Genomic DNA, 18325 nt, shown 5'->3' with positions numbered 1-18325 from the left:
CAGTCCGCGCTTCTGACGTGACGCACACGACCGCAGGCCAAACGGAATGGACTGCACATCGTCGTCGTTGCAAATGAGGATGACCATGCCTGAACCGCTGCCCGCCGAACGCGCGGCAATGCGCCGTGCGCTCGAGCTCGCGCAGCGCGGCCCACTGGCCGGCGGCAACCCGCGTGTGGGCTGTGTGCTGCTGGCGGCCGACGGCGCCACGCTCGCCGAGGGCTGGCACCATGGCGCAGGCACGCCGCACGCCGAGGTCGATGCGCTGGCGCAGGTGGCCGCACAGCAGGCCTGCGGCGCGACGGCCGTCGTCTCTCTCGAACCCTGCAACCACATCGGACGCACCGGCCCCTGCGCCCAGGCGCTCATCGATGCGGGCGTCGGACGCGTGGTCTATGCCGTGGACGACCCCGGTGACGCCTCAGCGCACGGCGCCGAGCGTCTGGCCGCTCATGGCATCGAGGTAGTCTCAGGCGTGCTGCACGACGAAGCAGAGCAGGTCAATCACGACTGGTTCGTCGCGATGCGCCGTCGCCGTCCCTGGGTCATCGTGAAACTCGCCATGTCGCTCGACGGCCGGGCCGCCGCAGCCGACGGCACGTCACAGTGGATCACCTCGCCCGAGTCTCGGGACCATGCGCACGCGGTGCGCGGCGAGGTCGACGGCATCATCGTCGGCGCCGGTACGCTGGCCGCCGACGATCCGACCCTCACGGCGCGCTTCGCCGACGGCTCGCTGCGCCCGCACCAGCCGGTTCCCGTCGTGCTGGGCACCGAGCCGGGCTCGGACCTCGGCGCAAAGCTGCGGGTCGCCCATGAACGTGTGGTGGATGTTCCGCTCGACCTGCGATTCCTGCGCGAGCAGCCGGGTGCGCGCGTGCGTTCTGAGCTGATCGAGATGTTGGGCAGACTGTTCGACGGCGACGACGCCATGCGCCGCGTGATCGTCGAAGGCGGGCCCACCACAGCATCCCTGTTTCTGCGCGCCGGGCTGGTCGACGAGCTGCACGTCTACAGTGCCCCCGTGCTGATCGGCGGGCCCAAGCTCGCCGTGCAGCAGATCGATGTGCGCAGCATCGGCGACGCGCTGCGTCTCACCGATGTCACCACGACGCAGCTGGGTTGCGACATACTGTGGCGTGCGAGAATAGAAGGCGATGGTTCACTTGGTTAGCAGTTCAGATCGCATCGAGTTCGTAGTCGAAACCCGCATTCCCACTGACTACGGAATCTTTCGTGTGCGCGGATATCGTGACCTCGTGACCGGGGCAGATCACCTCGCCGTCATCTCTGAGCGCCCGCTCGACGGCGAGCCGCTGGTTCGCGTGCACTCCGAGTGCCTCACCGGCGAGGTGCTGGGTTCGCAGAAGTGCGAATGCGGCCCGCAGCTGCACGCGGCGCTGCGCATGATCGACGCCCGAGGCGGCGTGGTGATCTACCTGCGCGGACACGAGGGCCGCGGCATCGGTCTGCTCGAAAAGCTGCGCGCCTACCGGCTGCAAGAGCAGGGTCTCGACACCGTCGACGCGAACCGCGCACTCGGCCACGCCGACGACGAACGAGAGTACGGCGCGGCAGTGGCGATCCTCGGTGACTTGGGCATCGACCACGTGCGGCTGCTGACGAACAACCCGCTCAAACGCACCGATCTCGAGCAGCATGGCATCACGGTCACCGCCCAGGTGCCTCTGGTGGTCGGTGAGACCGAGTTCAATCAGGGGTATCTCGAAACGAAGCGCGACCGCATGGGTCACATCCTGCCGGCTGATCTCTGAGCACCGCCTGGCATCCTCGCACTGTGATCTTCTTGTCAATCTCGTAACCAGGACGTAATATAGTGCAGCGCGCCACAAGCGCTGCACACGCGTATGCGATCATCATCGTTTCCGCGTTCATCTCGCGCCCCAACATGGGTGTTCACATCAGCGTCCATGGCCTGACCACGCACCGGTAGGCCGCACGACGCGACCACTCATTCTCATTGGGAGTCTTCTTCACGATGTCTACAGAAACAGCGACGGCCACCGTCGACGCCAGTCAGCAGAACAAGCCGGCGAATCCGCCCTCACGCGTGGTGCTCGCCAGCCTCATCGGCACCACGATCGAGTTCTACGACTTCTATGTCTACGCGACCGCAGCGGTGCTGGTCTTCCCAGCCCTCTTCTTTCCCGCGGGCAACGACACCGTCGCCCTGCTCGCCTCGTTCGCGGTCTTCGGCGCGGCCATGATCGCACGCCCCATCGGGGCGCTCGTCTTCGGCCACCTCGGAGACAAAGTCGGTCGCAAGACCACGCTGATCTGGAGCCTGCTCACCATGGGCATCGCGACGTTCCTGATCGGCCTGCTGCCCACGTATCACGACATCGGCATCACCGCCGCCGTGCTGCTGCTCATCCTGCGTCTGGCACAGGGGTTCGCGCTGGGAGGCGAGTGGTCGGGTGCGGCGCTGGTCGCCACCGAGAACGCCCCCAAGGGCAAGCGCGCCTGGTTCGGCACCTTCCCGCAGGTCGGCGCGCCGATCGGCTTCATCATCGCCAATGGCCTGTTCCTCACGATCAACGCCCTGCTTCCGCATGAGAGCGGCGACACCTCGCTGCAGTCCGCCGCGTTCCAGGCCTGGGGCTGGCGCATTCCCTTCCTGTTCAGCGCACTGATGGTGCTCGTCGGCCTGTGGGTGCGCATGCACTTGGTCGAGTCTGACAGCTTCGCCAAGGCGAAGAAGCAGGGCAAGGTCAAGAAGCTGCCGCTGGGCGAAGTGCTGCGCAATAACTGGTGGCAGCTGATCTTGGGCACCTTCGCGATGCTCGCCACATATGTGCTCTTCTACCTGATGACTGCGTTCACACTGTCGTACGGCACCAAACCCGCCAGTGCAGAGGCAGCGGCGAAAGCGGCAGAGAAGGCCGGCAAGCCGTTCGACCCGTCGAGCTTCTACCCGGGGCTGGGCTTCTCGTACAACAACTTCGTCATGATGATGATCATCGGCGTGATCTTCTTCGGCGTCTTCACGCTGCTGTCGGGTCCGATCGCCGACCGCGTCGGCCGCCGCAAACTGCTGATCTGGGTGACCGGCGGGATCGTGATCTTCGGTCTGCTGTTCCAGCTGTTCCTGCTGCCCAGCGCCGACCCGAAGTTCACCGGAGCGCTCGCACAGGGCTTCCTGATCATCGGCTTCACCCTGATGGGCATCACGTTCGGCCCGATGGGTGCGTTCCTGCCCGAGCTGTACCCCACCGAGACCCGCTACACGGGCTCGGCGATCGCCTACAACATCAGCTCGATCCTCGGTGCCGCTGTGGCTCCGATCATCGCCGTGTGGCTGTGGGCCGAGGGCAACGGCAACCCGGTGTGGGTCGGTGTCTATCTGTCGGTGAGCGCGGTGCTGACGTTCGTCGCACTGCTCTTCAGCCCCGAGACGAAGGATCTCGACCTCGACGAGATCTGATCTCGGCATTCAGACCGCGTGGCAGATCGAAGGATGCGCCACACGCCCAGGGGCCTCGGACGCTGCGTCCGAGGCCCCTGCTCTGTCTGGAGCCGGAGCATGGGAGTGCAGGGCATCGATCTCACCGCAGCGTCACGAGAAGAGTCATGCCCGGTCAGCGGGTGGCTATAGCATGGAGCAGTCGAAGGAGCAGCATGTCCGCCAACGCCTCATCGCATCCGCAGCACTCTGACCCCGCCAGCTCGGTTCAGCAGGGTGCGGCGTCCCCCGCAGCGCAGCATCCGCAGCAGACTCTCGGGCACGTGACGCACCCGTCGTCCGACCATGCCGCCCGAACGGAGCAGCCGAGACGTCGGGGGCCGTTCGGCCGCGCACGATCCGATGAGCCTCGGGCCCGATTCTCACAGCTCTGGCCGTATCTCGTCGAGCGCAAAGGCATTCTGATCACCGCCGCGGTGCTCTCCGTCGTCGGAGCCCTACTCACGCTGTGCCAGCCCCTGCTGCTCAATGTGCTCATCACCCGGGTGCAGAACGGCGAGGTGCTCGGTTCTCTCGTCTGGCTCGTCGTGGCACTCTTGATCGTGGCCGGCGTCATCACTGGTGTGCAGTACTACGTGCTGAGTCGCACGGGCGAAGGCGTCGTGCTCTCGAGCCGGCAGCGGCTGGTGCACAAGATTCTGCGGCTGCCGATCAGCGAGATCGATCAGCGTCGCACCGGAGACCTCGTGAGCCGGGTCAGTTCGGACACCACCCTGCTGCGGGCCGTGCTCACCCAAGGGCTGGTCGATGCGGTCGGCGGCGTCTTCATTCTCGTCGGTGCGATCGTCGGCATGCTCGTACTCGATCCGCTGCTCTTCGCGCTCACCGCACTGGTGCTCGTCGTGGCGATCGTCGCCGTCTCTGTCGTCGCACGCCAGGTGCAGTCGGCGACGCGCGAGGCGCAGAAGAGCGTGGGCGCCCTCACCGCAGCTGTCGAACGGTCGGTTCGTGCGGTGCGCACCATCCGCGCGAACGGAGCGACCGCACGAGAGACCGCAGGCATCCTCACTGACGCGCACCAGGCCTACGATCGCGGTCTGCGCATCGCGCGTCTGTCGGCGCTGGTCGGGCCCACGGTGCAGGTGGCCCTCCAGGCCGCAGTGCTCGTTGTGCTGGGCGTCGGCGGTCTGCGAGTGGCAGCAGGGGTGATCACCATCGCGCAGCTGGTCAGCTTCGTGATCTTCCTGTTCATGATGGTCATGCCCCTGGCGAGTGCCGCAGGCGCCTTCACTTCGGTGCAGAGCGCGCTGGGTGCGCTGGCCCGCATTCAAGAGGTGCTCGATCTGCCCGACGAAGATGCCCACGATCGCGTGCGCCCAGGCTCACATGAGCAGTTGTCTGACGGGGCCCAGCCCGCTGACACGCCAGCGACTGCTGCCCAGACGTCCTCGGTCTCAGAAGCGGTGCCTACTGGCGCGGCAATCGCGCTCGACCAGGTGACGTTCCGTTACCCATCGAGTGCCGAAGACGTGCTGCAGAGCCTCTCGTTCTCGATGGCCCCGGGCACCAAGACCGCACTGGTCGGCCCTTCAGGAGCCGGTAAGTCGACTGTGCTCGGTCTGCTCGAGCGCTTCTACGATGTGCAGAGCGGATCGGTGCAGGTCGACGGTGTCGATGTGCGCAGCTGGGATCGCGATCTGCTGCGCGCCCAGTTCGGCTACGTCGAGCAGGACTCCCCCGTGCTGGCAGGCTCTCTCGGAGACAACCTGCGGCTGGCAGCGCCCGATGCCACAGACGATGAGTGTCTGACCGTGCTGCGCGAGGTGAATCTCGAGCATCTCGTCTCCCGCGACGGTGCCGGGCTCGACGCCTCTGTCGGAGAAGGCGGTTCGCTGCTCTCGGGGGGCGAGCGTCAGCGCCTGGCACTGGCGCGCGTGCTGCTGGCCGGGCCGCCGATTCTGCTGCTCGACGAGCTCACGTCGAGTCTCGACGGCCTGAACGAAGAGCTGCTCAAACAGGCCATCGCGCACGTGGCCGCAGAGCGCACTCTCGTCGTGATCGCACACCGTCTGTCGACCGTGATCGACTCCGACCAGATCGTGGTCATGCAGAACGGCAAGGCCGTCGCCACAGGCACTCACGAACAGCTGCTCGCTCTGAGCCCCCTGTATCGAGAGCTCGCAGAGCAGCAGCTGTTGGCCTGAGTCGTTCGGCCTCGTCTGCTCTTGGCAGACGGCCCAGGCTCCTGTTGCGGTCACGCAAGACAGAACGACCGCAGGGTCTCTGTGTCAGAGAGGCCTGCGGTCGTTCACTGCCTGCCGAGCCGGACTCGGCCATCGGCTACTTCGCGAGACGCTGTTCGGCCAGTCGAACCACATTGACCAGCAGCTCGGCACGGGTCATCGGCCCGACCCCGCCTGGGTTCGGCGTCAGCCAGCCGGCGACCTCGGCGACGTCCGGGTGCACGTCGCCGACGGGGCGCCCTTTGCCGGTCTCGGGGTCGACCACACGGCTGACGCCCACGTCGATGACCGCGGCACCCGGCTTCACCCAGTCGGGCTGCACGAAGTGCTGCCTGCCCAGTGCCGCCACCACGACGTCTGCCTGACGCACTTCGTCGGCCAGGTTCGGCGTGTGCGAATGCAGCGTCGTCACGGTCGCATCGACGCCGCGACGCCCGAGGAGCAGCCCCAAGGGGCGCCCCACCGTCACGCCACGGCCGATGATGGCCACCTTGCGGCCCTCAAGCGGCACCTCATAGCGGCGCAGCAGTTCGAGGATGCCTGCAGGGGTGCACGGCAGCGGCGTCGAGATCTCGCCTCCGACGTTGAGCACCAAGCGCCCGAGGTTGGTCGGGTGCAGCCCGTCGGCGTCTTTCTCCGGGTCGATCAGCTCCAGCGCGGCCAGCTCGTCGAGCCCTTTCGGCAGCGGCAGCTGCACGATGTAGCCGGTGACCTCGTCCGAGCTGTTCAGCCGCTCGATCGCTGCGTGCACCTCGGCAGCGGTCGCGGTGGCCGGCAGGTCTTCTCTGACGGATGCGATGCCCACTTCGGCGCAGTCACGGTGTTTGCCCGCCACGTAGATCTGCGAGCCGGCGTCTTCTCCCACCAGCAGCGTGCCGAGGCCGGGTGTCACGCCGTGCTGGCGAAGGGCGTCGACTCGCTCGGCGAGCTCGGCCTTGATGGCTTTCGCTGTCGCTTTGCCGTCGATCTTGATCGCGGTCATGCGATCACCACTGCTCGAGGCCGGGGTACAGCGGGAAGTCGTCGGCGAGCTTGGCGACGCGGGCCTTCAGCGCCTCGACGTCGGGCGTCGGCTTAAGCGCCTCGGCGATGACGTCGGCGACCTCGGTGAACTCGGAGGCGCCGAACCCGCGGGTGGCGAGTGCCGGCGTGCCGATGCGCAGACCGCTGGTGACGCGCGGCGGGCGCGGATCGAACGGCACGGCGTTGCGGTTGACCGTGATGCCGACCTCGTGCAGGATGTCTTCGGCCTGCTGGCCGTCGAGCTGCGAGGTGCGCAGGTCGGCGAGCACCAAGTGCACGTCGGTTCCGCCGGTCAGCACGTCGATGCCGTTCGCCTTGGCGTCGGGTGCGGTCAGGCGCTCGGCGATGATCTGGGCACCCTCGAGTGTGCGCTCCTGACGCGCTTTGAACTCATCGGTCGCTGCGATCTTGAACGCGACCGCTTTGGCGGCGACCACGTGCATGAGCGGCCCGCCCTGCTGACCGGGGAACACGGCCGAGTCGATCTTCTTGGCGAACTCCTGCTTCGAGAAGATCGTGCCCGAGCGCGGCCCGCCGAGGGTTTTGTGCACGGTCGTCGACGTGACGTCGGCGATCGGCACCGGGTTCGGATGCAGTCCTGCGGCGACGAGACCGGCGAAGTGCGCCATGTCGACCCAAAGACGTGCGCCCACCTCGTCGGCGATCTCGCGGAACGCCTGGAAGTCGACGATGCGCGGGTAGGCCGACCATCCAGCGATGATCACGCTGGGCTTCTCAGCGAGCGCGATCTCACGGACTTTGTCCATGTCGATGCGGAAGGTCTCAGGATCGACGCCATATGCGCGGGCGTTGTAGAACTTGCCCGAGAAGTTGATCTTCATGCCGTGGCTGAGGTGCCCGCCATGAGCCAGCTCGAGACCGAGAATCGTGTCGCCGGGCTTGGCGAGCGCGTGCAGCACTGCGGCGTTGGCCTGTGCGCCCGAGTGCGGCTGCACGTTGACATGGTCGCCGCCGAACACGGCGAGCGCACGCTGCTGAGCGAGCGTCTCAGCCACATCGACGAACTCGCAGCCGCCGTAATAGCGGCGTCCGGGGTAGCCCTCGGCGTACTTGTTCGTCAGCACCGACCCCTGCGCCTCGAGAACGGCACGTGGCACGAAGTTCTCTGAGGCGATCATCTCGAGGGTGTTGCGCTGACGATTGAGCTCGTTGTCGAGCACCTGAGCGATCTCAGGGTCGAGCTGCTCGATCGGGGTGTTGAGCGTGGGGTTTGTTCCAGTCACGCGGATCTCCTTGTCATGGTTGCAAACTGCGGTTGCGTGTCAAGCAGACTGTCGAGGCCCAGGCGTGCGGCCCAATCCGTGTGTCGCTCCCCGATGGTGTCCATCTCATTTCGAAGTCTGCCACTGGATGCTCATCAGACAGATCACCCGTCTGATTCGCATTCGGCAGTCAGACTGCAAAAACGCCAGTCGCGACAGCGTCCATTCTATACAGGGATCCAGCCCCCGCAGCTGTCGACTACGATTGGTCTCTGTCGTCAAGCATCGAGCGGAGATCTTTCATCGTGACCCAGCACACAGACAGCACCCCGAACAACGACTGGATCATCACCATCACGTGTGACGATCAGCCGGGACTGGTCCACGCCATCACGGGCGGCATCGTCGACGCTCACGGCAACATCGAAGAATCGCAGCAGTTCCACAGCACCGACACGGGTCGCTTCTTCATGCGGCTGCGCATCAGCACGCCGGCGAGCGAACGCCAGCTGCGCGCCGCGCTGACTCCGGTCGTGGAGCAGTATCACCTGGATCTGACGCTGCGCGAGTCGGACCGCCCGACCAAGACGCTCGTGCTCGTGTCGAAGGCCGCGCACTGCCTGCAGGATCTGCTCTTTCGGCAGAACTCGGGCCAGACCAACATCGAGATTCCCCGCGTGTTCGGCAACCACCCCGATCTGGCCGATCTCGCCGGGTTCTACGGGGTGCCGTTCACCTCGCTGCCGATCAAGAGCGCCGAAGACAAGCATGCGTTCGAACAGCGCATCATGAAGTACGTCGAAGAGAACGACATCGAGCTGGTCGTTCTCGCCCGCTACATGCAGATTCTCTCGCCAGAGCTCTGCGACTTTCTCTCAGGCCGTGCGATCAACATCCATCATTCGTTCCTGCCCGGGTTCAAGGGTGCGAATCCGTATCTGCAGGCCCACCAGCGCGGCGTGAAGCTGATCGGCGCCACCGCGCACTTCGTGACCGCTGACCTCGACGAGGGCCCGATCATCGAGCAGAACGTGGTGCGCGTCGATCATTCGAAATCGCCCGCGCAGCTGCGGGCGATCGGCCAGGACGTCGAGAGCCGCACGCTGCGGCAGGCGGTGACCTGGTTCGCCGAGCGGCGCATCCTGCGCGACGGCCAGCGCACCATCATCTTCCAGTGATGAGGGGCACCGACGCCATGACCTCGCGGGTCAGCCGCGCTCGTTGAGACGCACGTAGTTGCTGAAGATCGTTCGAGCGACCACCAGCACGGCGGCTGCGGTGAGCAGGCTGCCGATGATGCTCGCCAGCAGCAGGTAGACGCCGAAGAGCATGCCGCCGGTCGTGTTCGCTCCGGTGAACGAGGCGGCGATCGACGAGGTCGTCTTGAACAGCTGAATCGAGTAGATAATGCCGAGCACGATGGTGTTCGCCGCGGCTGCCAACGCCGAGATCAGCACGATGAGGTAGCCCCCGCGTGCTTTGCGGCCGGCCGCCGAGTTGCCGAAGTCGAGATTGAACATATCGCCCATCGCCGATCCGCCCGAACGCTGCTGCGGCATCTGCTGCCCATAGCCAGGCTGCTGTGGAGGCTGCGGACCGCCGAACTGTGGCTGCGCGGGCTGGCCGCCGAACTGGGGCTGCGCGCCGAAGCCGGCAGGAGGAGCCGGCGGCGCGGGAGGGGTGCTGCCCGGGTGGTTCGAACCTGGCGGCGGCGGAGGCAGAGTGGACATGACTGGGATCCTTTCATCGGCACAATCGAGGGATCACAAGACGACTCCCCCGGTCGGAATGCTAGCAGGTCGCATGGTCTACGCTGGTGACCGTGCCGGCTGCGCTCGCCGGCCGCTCCCGGCAGCTGAAGGAGGCGACGTCACCTGTGTCCGACCGCTCGCACGCGCAGTCTGCAGCCGACGACCAGCCGTGGTCAGGTCATGAGCCCGGTTCACCCGCCTACCGCCGCATCCTGCTCGGTCTCTTCTGCGCCGGCGTTGCGACCTTCGCCCAGCTCTATTCGTTTCAGGCGATCCTGCCCGAGGTGAGTCATGCCCTCGGCACAGACGAGGCGAGCACTGCCCTGACCGTCTCTGCGGTCACCCTGGGCATCGCGATCAGCGTCATTCCATGGTCGTCGTTCGCCGACCACATCGGCCGTGTGCCGGCCATGGTCTGCTCGATCAGCGCCGCCTCCGTGCTCGCCCTGAGCGCGATCGCCTTCGACTCGATCGGCCCGATCGTCGTGTTCCGGCTGCTTGAGGGCTGTGCGCTGGGTGGCGTGCCTGCCATCGCGATCGCCTACCTGAACGAAGAAGTCTCGCGCCGAGCCGCCGCAAAGGCCAGCGCGATCTACGTCGCCGGCACGTCGATCGGCGGGCTCTCGGGCCGCATCATCTCGGGGCCGGTCACCGAGCTCACCGGCAGCTGGAAGCTCGGCGTGCTCGCCGTCGTCTTGGTGTGCGTCACCGCCGCGATCGTGTTCGTGTCGGTCATTCCCCGCTCCCGCGGCTTCGTTCCGCTGCGGCGACGCCCGACGAACCTGCTGCCCGACGCACGGGTCTTCGTCCAGGTGAGACGCCACCTGCGCAACCCGCGAACGCTTGTACTCTTTCTCAACGGCTTTCTGCTGATGGGTTCGTTCGTCGCCGTGTACAACTACCTGGGGTTCCGCCTCACCCAGCCTCCCTACGACCTGCCTCAGACCATCGTCAGCCTGCTCTTTCTCGCCTACTTGGTCGGCACGCTCTCGTCGTCGATGGCCGGCTCGTTCGTCGGCCGCTGGGGGCGGCACCATGTGCTCGCCGCGTCGACCGCGATGATGCTCGCCGGGGCCCTGATCACTCTGTTCTCGAGCATCTGGGCGATTCTCGCCGGACTGCTCCTGTTCACCGCCGGGTTCTTCGCCGCTCACGCGATCGCATCGGGCTGGGTGGGCGCGATCGCGCTGCAGGGGCGTGCGCAGGCGGGCTCGCTCTACAACCTCTTCTATTACGCCGGGTCAAGTCTGCTCGGCTGGTTCGCAGGCCTGGCCCTGCGATGGATGTGGTGGCCGGGAGTCGCACTGGTCGCGGCGGCTGCGCTGGGCATCGCGCTGATCGTCTCGTACCGCGTGCTCGGGCGCGATGCGACCCGGAACGACGGCCCAAGTGCTACTGCAGTGACTCCTGCCAGCGACGATTGAGATCAGCGTAGGCACCGCCCGCTGCGATCAGACGGCCAGGGGCGTCGTCTTCGACGATGGCGCCGTGGTCGAGCACGATCACCCGGTCGGCGTCTCGAACGGTCGACAGCCGGTGCGCGATGATCACCGCCGTGCGGTCGGCGAGCAGGCGGCGCAGCCCCAGCTGTATCTCGCGCTCGCCCGGGATGTCGAGCGAGCTGGTCGCTTCGTCGAGCACCAGCACGCGCGGGTCGGCGATCAGGGCGCGAGCGAACGAGACCAGCTGCTGCTGCCCCGCTGACAGTCGAATGCCGCGATGGCTGATCGGGGTGTCGTACCCCTCAGGCAGCGCACGGATGAAGGCATCGGCGCCCACGGCATCCGCCGCCGCCGCGATCTGCTCGCGGCTGGCACCGGGCCGCCCCAGCGCGATGTTCGAGGCGATCGTGCCGCTGAACAGAAAGGCCTCCTGTGTCACCATCACCACATCACGACGCAGCTGGGCATCAGGGATCTCGCGCAGGTCGAGCCCGTCGAGGCGCACCATGCCCGCACTGGGATCGTAGAACCGGGCGAGCAGCTTGACGATGGTCGATTTTCCGGCGCCAGTCGCGCCGACGAGGGCGACGGTCTGCCCTGCGGGGATGTGCAGGTCGAGCCCGGAGAGCACCGGTTCGGTCGCACCGCGCTTCGACCCGAGCCCCGTATACGCGAACGTCACGTCGTCGAAGTCGATGCGCCCCTGCGCCCGGTCTTCGGCGATCTGGCCGGCGGCGGGGCGCACAGCCGGCTGCTCTTCGAGCACTCCCGAGACTTTCTCGAGAGCGGCGGCGGCCGACTGGAAGGTGTTCGCGAACATGCCGATCTCCTCCATCGGCTGGAAGAACTGGGTGAGGTAGAGCAGCGACCCGATCAGTACCCCGACGCCGATCGTGCCGTCCATCACACGCAGCCCGTTGACCGCCACCAGCGCGGCGATCGCGACGTTCGAGATCAGGGCGAGCAGTGTGAAGAAGATGCCCATGGTGGTGATCTGGCGACGGCTCGCCTCGGCGTACTGTGCGCTCAGTCTGCTGTAGCGTGCCGCGTCACGCCGCTCTGTGCGGAACGACAGCACCGCTCGGATGCCGTGCAGCACCTCGACGAAGCGCACGATGAGTCGGGCCGAGCGCTCGCTCGACTCGCGATACAGCCTGGTCGAGACTCCCTGGAACCAGCGGGTGAGCAGCGCCGCCGGGATCAGCGCGACGACCGCGACCAGACCGCTGATCGGGTCGAGCAGGAAGAGCGCCACCGCGATGAAGAGCATGCGCATCACTGCGGTGACGAGGTCGTTGAGCCCTGAGTCGAGCGCAGTGCGGATGCTGTCGATGTCGTTCGTCTGTCGGCTGATCACGCGTCCAGAGGTGTAGCCCTCGTGGAAGCTCACGCCGAGCCGCTGTGTGTGCACGAAGAGGCGGCGTCGCAGACTGAGCAGCACTCCTTGCGTGAGCGACGAAGTCTGCACGACGAAGATGCGCATCAGTCCGGCTTCGCACACCGCCGCGGCCAGGTAGGCGCAGATCACCAGAGTCAGCTCGTCGAGGCTGCCGTCGATGGCGGCGGGCAGGGCGTGATCGAGCGCAGTGGCGATCAGCAGCGGTCCGAGCGAGCCTGCGGCCTGTGCCACGACGACGCACAGCGACAGCAGGATGGCTCGGCCGCGCACGGGTCGCACGAGTTCTGCGAGCAGACGCAGCGATCGCCGGCGCAGGCGACGCGACTGCTGCGCATCCACCGCCGTACGGTGCTCAAGTGAGACGCCGAGCGGCGCATTCTGGTCGTCGGCTGCGCTCATGAGGTCACCTCCAACGACATCAGCTGACGGTAGTACGGGTCGCTGCGCAGCAGTTCGTCGTGTCTTCCTGTGGCGACGATGCGCCCGTCGCGCAGCACAGCGACGCGGTCGGCCAGCGCGACGGTCGACGGGCGGTGGGCCACGATCAGCGCGGTGACGCCCTGCAGCACACGGCGCAGGCTGGCCTCCACCAATGCTTCAGTGTTGACGTCGAGCGCCGAGAGCGGGTCGTCGAGCACGAGGATGCGCGGTTCGGCTGCGATGGCACGCGCCAGTGCCAGCCGCTGACGCTGACCGCCGCTGAGGCTCTGCCCCTCTTCGCCGATGACGGTGTCGACGCCGTCGGGCAGGTCATAGACGAATCCTGCCTGAGCGATCGCCAGCGCCTCGTCGAGCTGATCGGCATCGGCATCCGGGCACCCCACGAGTACGTTCTCGCGAACCGTGCCCGAGAAGAGTTGCGGGGCTTCGAAGGCCATGCCGAGCTGCCCACGCAGCCGCTGTCGGGTCATGTCGCGCACGTCGACCCCGCCGACGCGCACGGCACCGCCCGTGACGTCCATGAACCGGGGCACCAGCTCGACCATGACCGTCTTGCCCGATCCGGTGGCACCGACCAGAGCCACTGTCTCACCCGGGGCGATCCGAAGATCGACACCGGCAAGCACCTCGCGGTCGCCGTAGCCGACATGCACGTCGTCGAAGAGGAGCTCGCCGATGCGACTCGGGTCGGGGTCGTCCTCGATGGGATCGACCGGGTCGGTGACGTCTGGTGCCGTGTCGAGCACTTCGAAGACCCGCGCGGTGGCTGCAGTGGCGTCCATGACGTCGGCGAAGGCGAAGCCCAACGACCGCACCGGCCAGAGCAGAAAGGCCGCGGTGCCGAAGAACGCCACGACGTCGCCCAGTGAGAGAGCGCCGTCACGCACCAGCCAGACGCCGGCGGCGAGACAGACCGCGAAGGCGAGCTGCGGCAGCAGCGACAGCCACATGCGGATGCCCGACAACGACCGTGCCTTGTCGATCTCGGTGTCGCGCTGCCGACGTGCGGCGTCCATGAACTGGTCGGCGAACTCGCCGCTGCGCCCGAATGCCGTGATGACTCGAATGCCCTGCACGCTCTCTTCGACTTCGGTGGCGAGCGCACCGGCCTGGTCGAGGCCGCGTCGGGTCAGCACCCGATAGCGCAGCTGGAAGCGCAGCGAGAGCCAGGCTGTCGGTATGGCGAACAATGCGAAGATGCCGCCGAGCGGCGGGCTGAGCGCGATGAGGATCACGATGCCGACGACGGCCGTCGTGACGTTGACGACGAGCAGGATCGAACCGAACGACAGCCAGCGTCTGATGCGGCTGAGATCGGTGCTCGCCCGAGAGAGCAGCTGTCCTGACTCCCAGTGATCGTGAAACGATACCGACAGATCGAGCAGATGATCGAAGAGCGATGTGCGCAGCCGGTGCTCGACACCGACCATCGGGCCCATCAGCAGCATGCGTCTGGAGTACCACATGGCGGCCTGCAGCACGCCGAGCGCGAGCACTATGCCGGCAGCCACCCAGACGCCGCGGGAGCTGCCCGAGTCTCGCCCGGCGCTGATCGGCCCGTCGACGAGCGCGCGGATCACCTGTGGGATGGCCAGACCGAGTCCGGTGGCGGCGAAGCCGACGCACAGCCCGGCCACGTAGCGCCAGATCACCGGTTTCAGCGCGGGCAGCAGCCTCAGCAGCGTCGACATGCTGGCCCCCTGCGGCGTCGAACGCACCATGTCGTGCGGCAGGCTGCCGGTTCGGGCAGCGCCATCAGACATGGACGAGCCCTGCCGGGACGCTGATGAACTCCGCTGGGACGCCGACGAGCCCCGCCCAGACGAAGCCCGGGTGGGCTTGTGTGCTGGGCGGGGCTCGGTCACAGGAGTGCAGTCAGATGACGACGATGATCAGTGGAAGAAGTGACGCTCACCGGTGAAATAGAGCGGAACACCCGCCTGCTTCGCCGCAGCGATGACCTCGTCGTCGCGAATCGAGCCGCCGGGCTCGACGACGGCGCGCACACCGGCTGTGAGCAGCACTTCGAGACCGTCGGCGAACGGGAAGAAGGCGTCTGACGCGGCAACCGAGCCTTTGGCCCGATCACCGGCACGGTTCACCGCGAGGTGTGCCGAGTCGACTCGGTTGACCTGGCCCATGCCGACGCCGACCGACGCACCGTCGTGAGCGAGCAGGATGGCGTTCGACTTGACCGATCGCACGGCGGCCCAGGCGAACTCGAGATCGCGACGGGTGGCCTCGTCGACCTCGTCGCCGGTGACCAGCTGCCACTTCGAGCTGTCGACATGCCCCGGAAAGTTGTCTGCGTCGCTGACCAGCAGGCCGCCAGAGATCTGCTTGAAGATCGTCTCGTCGCGCGAGAAGTCGTCGGGCAGACGCAACAGGCGAATGTTCTTCTTGGTCTCGAGCAGTTCAAGCGCCGCCGGCTCGAAGTCCGGAGCGACCACGACCTCGGTGAAGATGCCCTTCACCGTCTCGGCCATGGCCAGAGTGATGGTGCGGTTGGCCGCGATCACGCCGCCGTAGGCCGAGAGCGGGTCGCAGGCGTGCGCCTTCTGGTGCGCCTCTTCGATGGTCTCGCCGACCGCGATGCCGCAGGGGTTTGCGTGCTTGATGATCGCGACGGCCGGAGCCTCGAAGTCGAATGCAGCGCGCAGCGCGGCATCGGCGTCGACGTAGTTGTTGTAGCTCATCTCTTTGCCGTGCAGCTGCTCGGCCTGAGCGATGCCGTGTCCCAGGGGCTCGCGGTAGAGCGCAGCCTGCTGATGCGGGTTCTCGCCGTAGCGCAGCACGTGGCCGAGCTCGCCGGCCACGCCGACGCTCTCAGGCCAGAAGCGACCCTCAGCCTCGGGATGGCTGACCAGGTTGCTCTGGAACCAGTCGGCAACGGCACGATCGTACTCTGCGGTATGGGCGAACGCCTTCGCGGCCAGATTGCGACGCTGCGCCAGCGAGGTGCCGCCCTGCAGCGACGCAATGATCGCCGAGTAGTCGGCCGGGTCGACGACAATCGCCACATTGGCGTGGTTCTTGGCCGCAGCGCGCACGAGCGTGGGCCCGCCGATGTCGATCTGCTCGACCACGTCGTCGCCCTGTGCGCCCGAGGCGACGGTCTGCACGAACGGGTACAGGTTCACCACGACGAGGTCGAACGGCTCGATGCCGAGCTCGTCGAGCTGCTTCTCGTGGTCGCTCAGGCGCAGGTCGGCGAGGATGCCCGCGTGCACCTTGGGATGCAGGGTCTTGACGCGACCGTCGAGCGACTCGGGAAACCCGGTCAGCTCGCTGACTTCGGTGACCTTGGCACCGGTGGCGGCGACCGCTTTGGCGGTCGATCCGGTCGAGATCACTTCGACGCCTGCCTCGGCCAGCGCACGACCGAGTCGGTCGAGATCGGTCTTGTCCGACACCGAGATCAGCGCGCGCTTGATCGGCACGACATCGCGTTCGCGGTATTCGCCTGCGCTGTGTCCAGCACTCATCAGATTGTCTCCTTCAATCGTGGGTTCGAAGTTGTGAGGTCGGTGGCTGCGTCGCCACGGCGACCGCATCACAGTCGATGTCGCCGTGTGCGATGCGGGTGAGCGTCTGCGCGAGCAGCTGCCGTTCGGCGACCTTGATGCGGTCGTGCAGAGTCGTCTCGTCGTCGCCGGCGACGATCGCCACGCTCTGCTGGGCCAGCACCGGCCCGGTGTCGACCCCGCTGTCGACGAGGTGCACGGTCGCGCCGGTCTCGTCGACCCCGGCGGCGAGCGCATCACGCACGGCGTGAGCGCCGGGAAAGCTCGGCAGCAGCGCGGGATGCGTGTTCACGATGCGGTGCGCCCAGTGGTCGACGAGCTCGGCGGGCAGAATGCGCATCAGTCCCGAGAGCACGATCAGATCGGGCCGGAAGTCGTCTGCTGCAGCCGCAAGGGCGCGCCCCCATGAGCCACGATCGGGATGGTTCCGATAGTCGACCCGAAATGTCGGGATGCCGGCGTCGTCGGCATAGTCGAGCCCGGCGGCAGCTCGGTCGGCTCCGACGGCCACGATCTCGAAGCCGCTGTCAGGCTGGGACTGCGCCGCGATGAGCGCACGAAGGTTGGTTCCCGCTCCCGAGATGAGCACGACGAGTCTGAGCACCTGTCCAGCCTACCGGTTCGCAGTCTCGTCGAGCGCCGGTCGCCTGAGCAGCAGAACTGTGGCTGCGATGAGCGCACCGAGCGCCACGAAGCCGGCCGGAATGATCATGCGCCAGATCGGCACGCCGACCTCCTGCAGCCGTCCCGGGCCGAGAGCGCCTGACGCCAGCGCGGCCAGCACCGTCAGCACCAGCCAGGTCGCGACGGCCTGACCGACTGCGCTGGCCGCGACGACAAGCCAGCCATGCCATCCGCCGACCAGCTCTGCGGCCAGAGGTCGCAGCGCGAACCAGACCCCGACGAACCCCGCCAGAACGGGCAGCAGCAACAGCACGATCTGCCAAGAGCCACCAGTGGGAATCGCGCCGAGCACCGGAATGGCCGGCATCGGGGCGACCAGAGTGCCGAGCGGTGAGGCCAGCGACCCCGTGCCCACAGCGATGCCAGCACCGCCGACCCAGGCGATCGCCCAGATCATGAGGTTCGGCAGGTAGAGCAGCTGGGTGAGACTCATGATGATCACACCGGTCCATCCGCCGTGCAGCGACTCGTAGACGGCGACGATGCTCATCCAGTTGCCCAGCACCGAGACGGTCAGACCGATCGTCGCGGCGCCGACGAGCGCGACCATCGTGACAGCTGCGCCGCGCAGAGCCGCCCAGACGAACGGTCCGGCGACGACCTCGTCGATGTGCGTCCATGTGCGCAGCCGACTCAGCAGCACGCGCACGCCTGCGCCCGGCCGTGAGTCAGGCGCATGCACCAGAGTGGCCGCAACGAACACGATGAGGTTGAGCAGCCAGGGCAGCAGCAGGGCAGGCAGCAGAGAGACGCGCGCCGACGCGTTCGATGCCGTGGTCGCCAGCAGCCCGACGGCGACGGCCAGAACGAGCGCGTAGCCGATCCACACGGTGGGCAGCGGCCCTGCCTGAGCGGTGCGGCTTCCGCTGCGCCAGCTCGACCACACGGCGCCGATGAGCACGCCCAGCGGCATCAGCGTGAACGAATACGAGCCGATGGTGCCGGGTGCGGCGAGCGCGCCTGCGGTCACCTCGCTGGGCACGCCGAAGCCGAGCAGCCACACGCGCACAGCCAGTGACCAGGCACCGCCCCAGGAGGTGCGCAGACCGTCGTCGAAGATCCACATGGCGGTGGTGACGACCAGCAGCGGCAGGAACGTGACCAGCAGCAGGGTGAGCGGCTCGACGCTCACCGGGGCGATCTCGCGAAGTCGACGTCTCAGCACCAGAAC

13 protein-coding genes and 1 pseudogene are annotated in these 18325 nt (G+C 66.9%); 6 read left to right on the top strand and 8 right to left on the bottom strand.

Translation table 11 applies throughout. The annotated features are described in order from the left end of the window. Positions 1-85 precede the first annotated feature (85 nt). From ribD to F8O06_RS03015, 4 genes and pseudogenes are all read left to right on the top strand, one after another. Entirely contained in the window at positions 86-1174 is a 1089-nt protein-coding gene (gene ribD, locus F8O06_RS03030; protein WP_225733349.1) for a bifunctional diaminohydroxyphosphoribosylaminopyrimidine deaminase/5-amino-6-(5-phosphoribosylamino)uracil reductase RibD, read from the top strand. Positions 1175-1184: 10 nt separating this feature from the next. Beyond that, a pseudogene (gene ribA, locus F8O06_RS03025) lies at positions 1185-1775 on the top strand (GTP cyclohydrolase II); the annotation flags it as partial. A 224-nt stretch (positions 1776-1999) separates the two neighbouring features. After that, positions 2000-3445, top strand: coding sequence for an MFS transporter (locus F8O06_RS03020; RefSeq protein WP_158037376.1), 1446 nt, complete (start codon positions 2000-2002; stop codon positions 3443-3445). 194 nt (positions 3446-3639) lie between these two features. Further along, positions 3640-5628, top strand: a complete 1989-nt coding sequence (locus F8O06_RS03015; RefSeq protein ID WP_158037375.1) for an ABC transporter ATP-binding protein — start codon at positions 3640-3642, stop codon at positions 5626-5628. Positions 5629-5764: 136 nt separating this feature from the next. On the opposite strand, the gene F8O06_RS03010 is transcribed toward F8O06_RS03015, so the two are convergent. After that, on the bottom strand, positions 5765-6649 hold the full coding sequence (locus F8O06_RS03010) for a bifunctional methylenetetrahydrofolate dehydrogenase/methenyltetrahydrofolate cyclohydrolase (RefSeq protein WP_158032014.1): 885 nt from the start codon (positions 6647-6649) through the stop codon (positions 5765-5767). A 4-nt stretch (positions 6650-6653) separates the two neighbouring features. Then, a complete protein-coding gene (glyA, locus tag F8O06_RS03005) occupies positions 6654-7934 on the bottom strand; it encodes a serine hydroxymethyltransferase (protein ID WP_158037374.1) in 1281 nt (426 codons plus the stop codon). A 284-nt stretch (positions 7935-8218) separates the two neighbouring features. Here glyA and purU point away from each other — a divergent pair, with 284 nt between their 5' ends. Next, positions 8219-9091 (top strand): formyltetrahydrofolate deformylase, encoded by an 873-nt coding sequence (gene purU, locus F8O06_RS03000; RefSeq protein WP_158037373.1) that lies wholly within the window; start codon positions 8219-8221, stop codon positions 9089-9091. 30 nt (positions 9092-9121) lie between these two features. Here the strand turns inward: purU and F8O06_RS02995 are convergent, their stop codons facing one another. Then, positions 9122-9643 (bottom strand): hypothetical protein, encoded by a 522-nt coding sequence (locus F8O06_RS02995; RefSeq protein WP_158037372.1) that lies wholly within the window; start codon positions 9641-9643, stop codon positions 9122-9124. Positions 9644-9789: 146 nt separating this feature from the next. On the opposite strand from F8O06_RS02995, the gene F8O06_RS02990 reads away from it, so the two are divergent. Further along, complete coding sequence (locus F8O06_RS02990) at positions 9790-11088, top strand: MFS transporter (protein ID WP_158037371.1); 1299 nt, start codon at positions 9790-9792, stop codon at positions 11086-11088. On the opposite strand, the gene F8O06_RS02985 is transcribed toward F8O06_RS02990, so the two are convergent. From F8O06_RS02985 to F8O06_RS02965, 5 genes are all read right to left on the bottom strand, one after another. Continuing rightward, positions 11057-12904 carry an ABC transporter ATP-binding protein gene (locus F8O06_RS02985; RefSeq protein WP_158037370.1) on the bottom strand — a complete coding sequence of 616 codons (1848 nt, stop codon included), beginning with the start codon at positions 12902-12904 and terminating at the stop codon, positions 11057-11059. The two genes, F8O06_RS02990 and F8O06_RS02985, sit on opposite strands and share 32 nt — an antisense overlap. After that, positions 12901-14709, bottom strand: a complete 1809-nt coding sequence (locus F8O06_RS02980; RefSeq protein ID WP_225733348.1) for an ABC transporter ATP-binding protein — start codon at positions 14707-14709, stop codon at positions 12901-12903. The genes F8O06_RS02985 and F8O06_RS02980 overlap by 4 nt, the downstream gene beginning before the upstream one ends. 129 nt (positions 14710-14838) lie before the next feature. Beyond that, a complete protein-coding gene (gene purH / locus F8O06_RS02975; RefSeq protein WP_158037369.1) occupies positions 14839-16431 on the bottom strand; it encodes a bifunctional phosphoribosylaminoimidazolecarboxamide formyltransferase/IMP cyclohydrolase in 1593 nt (530 codons plus the stop codon). A 13-nt stretch (positions 16432-16444) separates the two neighbouring features. Next, positions 16445-17074 (bottom strand): phosphoribosylglycinamide formyltransferase, encoded by a 630-nt coding sequence (gene purN, locus F8O06_RS02970; protein WP_158037368.1) that lies wholly within the window; start codon positions 17072-17074, stop codon positions 16445-16447. A 9-nt stretch (positions 17075-17083) separates the two neighbouring features. Beyond that, on the bottom strand, positions 17084-18319 hold the full coding sequence (locus tag F8O06_RS02965) for a DUF6350 family protein (RefSeq protein ID WP_158037367.1): 1236 nt from the start codon (positions 18317-18319) through the stop codon (positions 17084-17086). Positions 18320-18325 lie beyond the last annotated feature (6 nt).

Origin of the sequence: Pseudoclavibacter sp. CFCC 14310, from assembly GCF_008831165.1 — a bacterium.
Lineage (GTDB): Bacteria > Actinomycetota > Actinomycetes > Actinomycetales > Microbacteriaceae > Pseudoclavibacter_A.
Note: the sequence above shows the minus strand (reverse complement) of the source record. Positions and strands in the feature narration are given on the sequence as shown.

Excerpts from the sequence above, each read along its gene's own strand:
- ribD (WP_225733349.1), top strand. The coding sequence starts at position 86 with ATGCCTGAACCGCTGCCCGCCGAACGCGCGGCAATGCGCCGTGCGCTC.
- F8O06_RS03020 (WP_158037376.1), top strand. The coding sequence starts at position 2,000 with ATGTCTACAGAAACAGCGACGGCCACCGTCGACGCCAGTCAGCAGAAC.
- F8O06_RS03015 (WP_158037375.1), top strand. The coding sequence starts at position 3,640 with ATGTCCGCCAACGCCTCATCGCATCCGCAGCACTCTGACCCCGCCAGC.
- F8O06_RS03010 (WP_158032014.1), bottom strand. The coding sequence starts at position 6,649 with ATGACCGCGATCAAGATCGACGGCAAAGCGACAGCGAAAGCCATCAAG.
- F8O06_RS02995 (WP_158037372.1), bottom strand. The coding sequence starts at position 9,643 with ATGTCCACTCTGCCTCCGCCGCCGCCAGGTTCGAACCACCCGGGCAGC.
- F8O06_RS02985 (WP_158037370.1), bottom strand. The coding sequence starts at position 12,904 with ATGAGCGCAGCCGACGACCAGAATGCGCCGCTCGGCGTCTCACTTGAG.
- F8O06_RS02980 (WP_225733348.1), bottom strand. The coding sequence starts at position 14,709 with ATGTCTGATGGCGCTGCCCGAACCGGCAGCCTGCCGCACGACATGGTG.
- purH (WP_158037369.1), bottom strand. The coding sequence starts at position 16,431 with ATGAGTGCTGGACACAGCGCAGGCGAATACCGCGAACGCGATGTCGTG.